We start from the raw sequence: 9,420 nt of genomic DNA on the forward strand, positions 1-9,420 counted from the left end.
GATGTCCAACTTTTGGGGTGCAGTTCAAACTTATCTGGAAGGTTTCAGACGACCTTTTTCAGTATGGCGGGCTCTAATTCATCCAACCGCCCGCCCCTGCTTTCCTAACCCGCGTGCAACACAAATATCGTCGGGCGTTTTTTTAAATTCGGCAGCGTTTTCAATTTCCGCCAAGCGGCAACGGTTTGGCTGATGATTTCCTGCGTCGGCAAAGTCAGGTCGGTTGCGGTGCAGAGGCGGGTTTCGGGATACAGCGTTTCCAGCGCGTCGGCGAGCAACGCGTCGTTGCGGTAAGGCGTTTCGATGAAAAGCTGGGTTTCGTTTTGCTGGCGCGAACGCTGTTCCAAGCTCTTCAAAGCGGCGATACGCTCGCTTTTCTCGGACGGCAGATAGCCTTTAAACGCGAAATTCTGCCCGTTCGCCCCCGACGCCATCAGCGCGAGCAACAGGCTGGACGGGCCGACCAGCGGACGGACTTCATAGCCTTGTCGGTGCGCCAATGCCACCAAATTCGCGCCGGGATCGGCAACCGCGGGACAACCCGCTTCGCTGAGGATGCCCATGCTGCGCCCTTCCTGCAAAGGTTTCAGAAGCTCGGGCAGGGTTTTCAGGTCGGTGTGTTCGTTGAGGGTTTGCAGGTTCAGCTCGCGAATGGGGGTCGTGATGCCCAAATGTTTCAAATGGGCGCGGGCGGTTTTTTCGGCCTCAACCACGAAATCGGTCAAGCCGGTAATCTGCGTCTGTTCGTGCGGCAGCAGGCAGGGTGTATCGGGCGCACCCAAAGGGGTGGGAATCAGGTAAAGAATCGGGGACATGATGGATTTCCTATACGGAAGGTCGTCTGAAACCGTCAAACGGCTGTTTTCAGACGACCTAAATGACTTCTACGCCTTCGTTTTTTAAAAACTCGACCAGTTTGAAGATGGGCAAACCGATAAGCGCGTTCGGGTCGCTGCTGTCTATTCGCTCCAGCAACGCCGCGCCCAAGCCCTCGCTCTTCGCCGCACCCGCGCAGTAAACCGCATCCGGCTCGCGCGCCAGATAACGCTCAATCTGCCCGTCTGTCAGCACGCGCATCACAACCGACGTGTTATCGACATGGCGCTGAATGCGTCCCGAAGCAGTATTCAAAAGCACGATTGCGCTGTAAAATTCAATCTTTCTGCCGCTCAAATCCCTGAGCATTTGTTGTGCATTTGCGACGTTCATCGGCTTGCCCAACTGGCGGTCATTGCACCACGCCACTTGGTCCGCGCCGATCACCAACGCGGCAGGAAGTCGAGCCGCCAGCGAACGCGCCTTCCCTTCCGCCAAACGCAAGGCAGTATCCGCCGCGTTTTCACCCGCAGCAGGCGTTTCGTCGAAATCAGGCGCGGCAGTTTGAAAATCAACGCCCAAACGTTCGAGCTGCGCGCGGCGGAACACCGAACCCGAACCCAATATCAAAGGCAGTTTTGCACTCATATTTTGCTTAAAAATATTGACGTTAGACTGTCGAAATTATATCATACCCCGTTTATGTCAGACCCTAATTTGATTGACCCAGAAGTTTTCGCCTCCGAAAAGCAGAGCCTGCAAGGCAGCTTCCTGCTTGAGGAATTGGACGAACGAGTCCGTTCGCACGATTATCCGGCCGACAAACAGACCAAAGTGTCGTTTACGCTGAGCGGCGGACGCGACCGGCTGCAGCGTTTGTTTCTCGATTTGAACGTCAAAGCCGATATGCCGCTGATTTGCCAACGATGTATCCGCCCCATGCCGTTTACGCTCGACGAAACCAGCCGTATTGTTTTGTTCACCAACGAAGAGGACTTGGATGAAGCAATGCTTGCCGACGAAGAGTTGGAAGGCATGCCGATTGAGAAAGAACTCGACGTACGCGGGTTGGTGGAAGACCAAATCCTAATGTCGCTCCCCTTCTCCCCGCGCCACGAAAACTGCGACAATGCCGCGCTGGAACAAGTCAATCAGGACAAACCCAACCCTTTTGCTGTTTTAGCAGGTTTGAAAAGCAGTTAATCAGGACACAGTTTTATTTATCTAGGAGCTTGAAATGGCCGTTCAACAAAACAAAAAATCCCCTTCCAAACGCGGTATGCACCGCTCTCACGACGCTTTGACCGCGCCTTCTCTGTCTGTTGACAGCGTAACCGGCGAAGTACACCGCCCGCACCACATTTCCCCCAACGGTATGTACCGCGGCCGTAAAGTAGTGAAAGCCAAAGGCGAATAATCTTATTCGACTGACTGAAAAAGCCAGAATATTGCCATGCAATGCTGGCTTTTTTACATTACATCCGAACTGCCCGACTCCATGCCTGCCCATGCTTCAAAATGCGGCACAAAATCCCTGCAGTTCAAACTGATACACCCCATCCAATCGGGAATCGCCATGAAACAGAAAATCTGGTACACCTACGACGATATCCACCGCGTGATCAAAGCGTTGGCGGAAAAAATCCAAAACTCCGGCGTCAAATACGATGCCATGATCGCCATCGGCGGCGGCGGCTTCATCCCCGCCCGTATGCTGCGCTGCTTTCTGGAAATCCCGATTTACGCCGTAACCACCGCCTATTACGACAGCGACAACGAAGGACAGGTAACGGAAGAAGTCAAAAAAGTCCAATGGCTCGACCCCGTGCCTGACGCATTGAAAGGCAAAAACGTACTCGTAGTCGATGAAGTCGACGACAGCCGCGTAACCATGGAATTCTGCCTGACCGAGTTGCAAAAAGAAGATTTCGGCACCATCGGCGTTGCCGTCCTGCACGAAAAAATCAAAGCCAAAGTCGGTAAAATCCCCGAAAGCATCCCCTACTTCAGCGGCCTTACCGTAGAAGACTGGTGGATCAACTACCCTTGGGACGCACTCGACATCGACGAACACAACCGCCTTGCCGCCGAAGGCAAAAAATAAGCCCGCGACGGAGAAGCCCGCCTTCTCCGGAAACGGTAAAAGCGAAATCCGTAGAACACCGACAAAACGAGATTTTGCCTCTTTTCAGCGTATCTTCATAAAACGCATTAGAATGTGGAACGCAACCCTTCAATCCGAAGCCCCCGACCACACATACACCCCTTTTCAGACGACCCCGTACCGCGTATCGCAAAAAGGTCGTCTGAAACCGACTGTGAAGCCGAACAAACCCACAGAGGCAGCCGACACCGCCCCTCTTCCGCTTCACAGCACAAACCGGAGAACAACATGATTACATTGGCCGTAGATGCCATGGGCGGCGACTCAGGTCTCCCAGTTACCGTCCCCGGTGCCCTTGCCTTTTTGAAACAGCAGCAAGACGTACACCTCATTATGGTCGGCGACGAATCCGCCGTCCGCCAAGCCCTCTCCGCAGCCAACGCGCCGATGGAGCGCATTACCGTGCTCCACGCCTCCGAAGTCGTCGGCATGGACGAAGCCCCTCAGCTTGCCCTGAAAAACAAAAAAGACTCCTCCATGCGCATTGCCATCAACCAAGTCAAAGAAGGCACCGCGCAAGCCGCCGTCTCCGCCGGCAACACCGGCGCGCTCATGGCGACCGCCCGCTTCGTCCTCAAAACCATTCCCGGCATCGACCGCCCCGCCATCGCCAAATTCCTGCCTTCCGACAGCGAACACCTGACCCTCGCCCTCGATTTGGGCGCAAACGTCGACTGCACGCCCGAGCAGCTCGTACAGTTCGCAATCATCGGCAACGAACTCTTCCAAGCCCTCTACCCGCAAAAAGGTAGCCCGCGCGTCGGCCTGCTTAACGTCGGCACCGAAGACATCAAAGGCACGGACACCGTCAAACAAACCTTCAAACTGCTCAAAAGCAGCAAACTGAATTTCATCGGCAACATTGAAAGCAATGGAGTCCTGTACGGCGAAGCCGACGTGATTGTCGCAGACGGCTTTGTCGGCAACATCATGCTTAAAACCATCGAAGGCGCGGTCAAATTCATGAGCGGAGCCATCCGTCAGGAATTCCAACGCAACCTGTTCAACAAAATGGCCGCCGTCGCCGCCCTCCCCGCCCTGAAAGGCTTGAAAAGCAAACTGGATCCGCGCAAATTCAACGGCGCCATCCTGCTCGGCCTACGCGGTATCGTCATCAAAAGCCATGGCGGCACAGACGATGTCGGTTTCAGCTATGCCTTAGAAGAAGCCTACCACGAAGCAAAATCCGCCAGCCTGTCGAAAATCGAACAAGGTGTCGCGGCACAACTTGCCGCATTGGAGGCAATCAAAGAACAAGAAGAGGCTGCTTCTGATACGGCAGAATAACGCCATTGAACGACAAAATATAAAAACGTCGTCTGAAAAATTTTCAGACGACGTTTTTTTTGAAAAATCATATGCAGGCATTCGGTTGATAATTTTTAGAACAAACTTGCCAAACCATATGCCGTCCAGAAAACCAAAACTTTTGGCACAAGCTTTATCGGCAAATTATGCCAAAAACTTTAAAAGCTTTTTTCCATAACTTTTGAAAGCAAAGCCCATGCTGCATCACCTTCGTCATTTCCACACAGACAAAAGTCTATATTTCAGTCTTTCAAGAATATTTAAATATTTCCAAGATTTCTAATCTTTAGGTTTCCACTTTTGCACGAAAATAGTAGAGCCAATCTCGAAAACGAAATAAGTTCACTATATATAGTGGATTAACTTTAAATCGGTTACCTAGCGAACCTGAAACAATCAAAAAGGTCGTCTGAAAACGTTGGGCAAAGCTGCTTTCCCGTTTTCAGACGACCTTTGTTTATGGCTCGATATTATTCGCTCAAGAGCGCAATATCCGCTACCGCGTTCATCTGTTCTGCCAAACGGTTCAGCAAATTCAGGCGGTTTTGTTTTACGGCGGGGTCTTCCGCCATCACCATTACGCCGTCGAAGAAGGCATCGACTTGCGGTTTGACGGAGGCCAGTTCGGACAAGGCCGTCTGAAAATTGCCTTCGGCAACGGCGGCGGCGATTTTCGGCTGCAAGTCTTGTGCGGCAGCATACAGGGCTTTTTCTTCGTCTTGTTGCAGCAGGCTTTCATCGACTTCGCCCAGTGCGGCATCGGCTTTTTTCAGCAGGTTTTGCACGCGTTTGTTGGCGGCGGCGAGTGCGGCGGCTTCGGGTAGTTGTTTGAACGCAGTGACGGCTTGCAGTTTGGCGGTCAAATCGTCCAAACGGCGCGGCTGTTTGGCAAGTACGGCGGCAACAATGTCTTGCGGATAGTCGTTTTGCAGCAACACGGCAAGGCGCGCCTGCATGAAGTCGGCGGTTTCAGACGGCGTTTTCTCGTTGAGCAAACCTTTGGGGAAGCTGTCGAAGGTCGTCTGAATCAGCTCGTTTACGTCCAAACCATACTGCATCAGCATCCGCAAAATACCCAAGGCGGCGCGGCGCAGGGCGTAGGGGTCTTTGTCGCCGGTAGGAATCAGGCCGATGCCCCAAATGCCGACCAAGGTTTCCAGCTTGTCGGCCAGCGCCACGGCGGTGGCGACTTTGCCGTTCGGCAGGTTGTCGCCGGCAAAACGCGGTTGATAGTGCTGCTCGACGGCTTCGGCGATTTCTTCGGTTTCGCCGTCTAAGCGGGCGTAGTATTTGCCCATCGTGCCTTGCAGTTCGGGGAACTCACCGACCATTTCGGTCACCAAGTCGGCTTTCGCCAAACGCGCGGCGCGTTCGGCTGCGGCGGCATCTGCGCCCAAAGCTTTGGCGATGTGGGCGGCGATGCTTTGCAGGCGTTCGATGCGTTCGGCTTGCGAACCGATTTTGTTGTGGTACACCACGTTTGCCAGCTTGGGCAGGCGGCTTTCCAAAGTCGCTTTCTGGTCTTGCTTGTAGAAGAATTCGGCATCAGACAGGCGCGCACGCAAAACGCGTTCGTTGCCTTGGATGATGTGCGACGGGTCTTCGGTTTGCAGGTTGGAGACCAGCAGGAAGCGATTCATCAGCTTGCCGTTTTGGTCGAGCAGCGGGAAGTATTTTTGGTTTTGCTGCATGGTCAGAATCAGGCATTCCTGCGGTACGGCGAGGAAATGTTCTTCAAAACCGGCTTCCAATACCACAGGCCATTCAACCAGCGCGGTCACTTCGTCCAGCAGGGCTTCATCGGCGGCTACGGTGGCTTTCAGACGACCTGCCTGCTCGTTCAAAGCCGTCTGAATCACGGCTTTGCGCTCGACAAACGAAGCGACGACTTTGCCTTGCTCGCGCATTTGTGCGGCGTAGCTGTCGGCGTTTTCAATGGTGATTTCGCCGCTGGAAAGGAAGCGGTGTCCCAAGGTTTGATTGCCACTTTGCAGACCCAAAACGCTGACGTTCACGATGTTGCCGCCGTGCAGCACAATCAGCCCGTGAACGGGGCGCACGAAGGTAAACGTGCTGCTGCCCCAACGCATCACTTTCGGAATCGGCAGTTTCTTAACGGCTTGATTGATAATGTCTTCCAAAAGTTCGCCCAACAGTTTGCCGGTTTGGATATATTCGTAGGCGTACACATCCTGCTTGCCGTCGTGGACGATGGTCAAGTCTTCGATTTTCACCCCCGCACCGCGTGCAAAACCTTCCAAAGCCTTGGTCGGCGCACCGTCTTTCATGGCATTTACCACGGCAGGGCCTTTTTTCACGATTTTTTGATCGGCTTGAACGGCTTTCACGTTTTTAACTTGAACGACCAAACGGCGCGGCGAGGCGTAGGCGGTATATTCGGCTGCACCGTCAATCAGTTGCGTTTTTTCCAAGCCTTCGGCAACAGAAGCGGCGAAGTGGTTGCCTAAATTATTCAGGGCTTTGGGGGGGAGTTCTTCGGTAAGGAGTTCGATTAAAAGGGTTTGGGTTGTCATGTGAGACTTTCTGTTTGTCCGTAGGCCCTGCTTATAAATCCTGCATATGCCGTACGGCCTGTATTAATGGATACGCAATAAAGGTCGTCTGAAAACCTGTTTCAGACGATGTATCGTTATTTTTTAATCAACGGGAAGCCCAGTTTCTCGCGGCTTTCAACGTATTTCTGCGCTACGGTACGGCTGAGGGTGCGGATGCGGCCGATGTAGGTGGCGCGTTCGGTCACGGAAATGGCGCCGCGTGCGTCTAAGAGGTTGAAGGTGTGTCCGGCTTTGAGGACCAGCTCGTAGGCGGGCAGGGCGAGGCTGGCGTTTTCTTCGGCGAGCAGGCGTTTGGCTTGCGCTTCGTAGTCGTTGAACTGGCGCAGCAGCCAGTCGGCATCACTGTATTCGAAGTTGTAGGTGGATTGTTCGACTTCGTTTTGGTGGTACACGTCGCCGTAGGTGACGGTGTTGCCGTCCAGCGTTTTTGCCCAAACGAGGTCATAGACGTTTTCCACGCCTTGCAGGTACATCGCCAAGCGTTCGATGCCGTAGGTGATTTCGCCGAGTACAGGCGTGCAGTCGATGCCGCCGACTTGTTGGAAGTAGGTGAACTGGGTCACTTCCATGCCGTTGAGCCAGACTTCCCAGCCCAAGCCCCATGCGCCGAGGGTGGGGTTTTCCCAGTCGTCTTCAACGAAACGGATGTCGTGGACTTTGGGGTCGATGCCCAATTCGCGCAGGGAATCGAGATAGAGGTCTTGGATATTGGCGGGCGCGGGTTTGAGGGCGACTTGGAATTGGTAATAGTGTTGCAGGCGGTTGGGGTTGTCGCCGTAGCGGCCGTCTTTGGGGCGGCGGCTGGGTTGGACGTAGGCGGCAAACCAAGGCTCGGGGCCGAGCGCGCGCAGGCAGGTGGAGGGGTGGGAAGTACCGGCGCCGACTTCCATGTCGAAAGGTTGGATGACGGTGCAGCCTTTGTCTGCCCAGAATGTTTGCAGTTTGAAGATGATTTGTTGGAAGGTGAGCATGGCTTATGGTTCGAATTGGGATAAAAGGGGGATTTTACTGTTTTGACGGTGTTTTGGGTAGGTGTACAGGCAGATGGAATGGTGGGGCGGCGGTGTGATTTGACTGTCAATAAATGCGGAAACATGCCACAATGCCGTTATCCTGTTGTCTGTTTTAATCTGTTTTGATTGAATTTGAGGAGTCGCCCATGACCCCGATTTTGACTTTCGATATTGAAACCGTACCTGATGTGAACGGCATCCGCCTGTTGTACGACCTGCCTGCTTCTTTGCCGGACGACGAGGTGGTCTTGTTCGCCCAGCAGAAACGCCGCGCCCAAAACGGCTCTGACTTTATGCAGCACCACTTGCACCAAGTAGTCGCCATTTCCTGCTGTATGCGTTGGGGGCAGGACAAAATCCATGTCGGCACCATAGGCGAAATGCACGACAGCGAAGAGGAAATGATCGCCAAGTTTTTCGACCTTATCGAAAGCCATACGCCGCAATTGGTCAGTTGGAACGGCGGCGGCTTCGACCTGCCCGTCCTGCATTACCGCGCGCTGATACACGGCATTGCGGCGGCGCGTTATTGGGATATGGGCGAGGGCGATTTCGGCGACAGCCGTGATTTCAAGTGGAACAACTACATCAGCCGCTACCACAACCGCCATTGCGACCTGATGGACCTGCTCGCCCTGTACCAACCGCGTGCCAATGTACCGCTGGACGATATGGCGAAACTTTGCGGCTTCCCTGGCAAACTGGGCATGGACGGCAGCAAAGTTTGGGAGGCGTTCCACGCAGGTCGTCTGAAAGACATCCGCGATTATTGCGAAACCGATGCGGCAAACACTTATTTAATGTTCTTGCGCTTCCGCCTGATGAGTGGCGCTTTGGACGCGGACGAGTATGAAGTGGAAGTCAAACGGCTGAAGCATTACCTGACCGGACAGGCTCAGGACAAGCAGCATTGGAACGAGTTTGTCGCCGCGTGGCGTTAAACGTCAGGCTTGGAAAGTCTATCGTTCCTACCAATCATAAAGGTCGTCTGAAAAGCATAATCCGGTATGGATTTCTGTTTTTCAGACGACCTTAAACAAAATTAGAACCTACAATGGTTTAACTTCAAACCAAAACAACGTTACCTCACCTTAACTCAAAGAGAACACGATTTACTAAGGTTCGAAAGCACAAGGTAATCAACTGCAGACTCTCTATACAGCCGACCACTTCTCTACCCTATCCTGCTTTAAAGTGAAATCTCTATAAGACGTCGTCGTCTAAAGCCCAAGTAGCAGCCCTCTCCACGTTCGTTTCTTACGCGTAAAAAAATACCGGCAAAGCCGGTATTTTTGAAATTTGGCGCGGCGGACGGGGCTCGAACCCGCGACCCCCGGCGTGACAGGCCGGTACTCTAACCAACTGAGCTACCACCGCGCATCATTGTTTTGCAACAATGAAAGGAAACTTGGTGGGTGATGACGGAGTCGAACCGCCGACATTCTGCTTGTAAGGCAGACGCTCTACCAACTGAGCTAATCACCCGAAAATAAAAAATACCGACGATGTCAGTATTTTTGAAATTTGGCGCGGCGGACGGGGC

General features: G+C 53.4%; 10 protein-coding genes and 2 tRNA genes. 6 read left to right on the top strand and 6 right to left on the bottom strand.

Annotation, left to right across the window (positions count from 1 at the left end; all coding sequences use genetic code 11):
* Nucleotides 1-104 precede the first annotated feature (104 nt).
* Nucleotides 105-815: an SAM-dependent methyltransferase gene (locus tag HMPREF3066_RS05255; protein WP_070440941.1), complete on the bottom strand. Its 711-nt coding sequence runs from the start codon at nt 813-815 to the stop codon at nt 105-107.
* Between the two features lie 58 nt (nt 816-873).
* Entirely contained in the window at nt 874-1,464 is a 591-nt protein-coding gene (locus HMPREF3066_RS05260) for a Maf family protein (RefSeq protein WP_070440945.1), read from the bottom strand.
* 54 nt (nt 1,465-1,518) lie between these two features.
* On the opposite strand from HMPREF3066_RS05260, the gene HMPREF3066_RS05265 reads away from it, so the two are divergent.
* From HMPREF3066_RS05265 to plsX, 5 genes are all read left to right on the top strand, one after another.
* Nucleotides 1,519-2,019, top strand: coding sequence for a YceD family protein (locus tag HMPREF3066_RS05265; protein ID WP_070440948.1), 501 nt, complete (start codon nt 1,519-1,521; stop codon nt 2,017-2,019).
* Between the two features lie 34 nt (nt 2,020-2,053).
* Entirely contained in the window at nt 2,054-2,233 is a 180-nt protein-coding gene (rpmF, locus tag HMPREF3066_RS05270; protein ID WP_003744026.1) for a 50S ribosomal protein L32, read from the top strand.
* Between the two features lie 159 nt (nt 2,234-2,392).
* Nucleotides 2,393-2,920 carry a phosphoribosyltransferase gene (locus HMPREF3066_RS05275; protein WP_049223868.1) on the top strand — a complete coding sequence of 176 codons (528 nt, stop codon included), beginning with the start codon at nt 2,393-2,395 and terminating at the stop codon, nt 2,918-2,920.
* 112 nt (nt 2,921-3,032) lie between these two features.
* Nucleotides 3,033-3,212: a hypothetical protein gene (locus HMPREF3066_RS12235; protein ID WP_003756542.1), complete on the top strand. Its 180-nt coding sequence runs from the start codon at nt 3,033-3,035 to the stop codon at nt 3,210-3,212.
* The gene (gene plsX, locus HMPREF3066_RS05280) at nt 3,209-4,267 is read left to right on the top strand and encodes a phosphate acyltransferase PlsX (protein WP_070440951.1); all 1,059 of its coding nucleotides are present in this window, start codon (nt 3,209-3,211) and stop codon (nt 4,265-4,267) included. The genes HMPREF3066_RS12235 and plsX overlap by 4 nt, the downstream gene beginning before the upstream one ends.
* A 491-nt stretch (nt 4,268-4,758) precedes the next feature.
* Here plsX and glyS read toward each other — a convergent pair whose 3' ends face one another.
* The gene (gene glyS / locus HMPREF3066_RS05285) at nt 4,759-6,822 is read right to left on the bottom strand and encodes a glycine--tRNA ligase subunit beta (protein ID WP_070440954.1); all 2,064 of its coding nucleotides are present in this window, start codon (nt 6,820-6,822) and stop codon (nt 4,759-4,761) included.
* A 116-nt stretch (nt 6,823-6,938) separates the two neighbouring features.
* Complete coding sequence (gene glyQ, locus HMPREF3066_RS05290; protein ID WP_070440957.1) at nt 6,939-7,835, bottom strand: glycine--tRNA ligase subunit alpha; 897 nt, start codon at nt 7,833-7,835, stop codon at nt 6,939-6,941.
* Nucleotides 7,836-8,023: 188 nt separating this feature from the next.
* Between glyQ and HMPREF3066_RS05295 the strand changes: the two genes are divergently transcribed.
* Nucleotides 8,024-8,818: a 3'-5' exonuclease gene (locus tag HMPREF3066_RS05295; protein WP_070440960.1), complete on the top strand. Its 795-nt coding sequence runs from the start codon at nt 8,024-8,026 to the stop codon at nt 8,816-8,818.
* Between the two features lie 359 nt (nt 8,819-9,177).
* On the opposite strand, the gene HMPREF3066_RS05300 is transcribed toward HMPREF3066_RS05295, so the two are convergent.
* Together HMPREF3066_RS05300 and HMPREF3066_RS05305 are read right to left on the bottom strand one after the other, a co-directional pair.
* Nucleotides 9,178-9,254: transfer RNA gene (locus HMPREF3066_RS05300), tRNA-Asp, on the bottom strand.
* Between the two features lie 32 nt (nt 9,255-9,286).
* Nucleotides 9,287-9,362, bottom strand: a tRNA-Val gene (locus HMPREF3066_RS05305).
* Nucleotides 9,363-9,420: the final 58 nt, after the last annotated feature.

Source organism: Neisseria sp. HMSC03D10 (assembly GCF_001807625.1).
GTDB classification, from domain to species: Bacteria; Pseudomonadota; Gammaproteobacteria; order Burkholderiales; family Neisseriaceae; genus Neisseria; species Neisseria mucosa.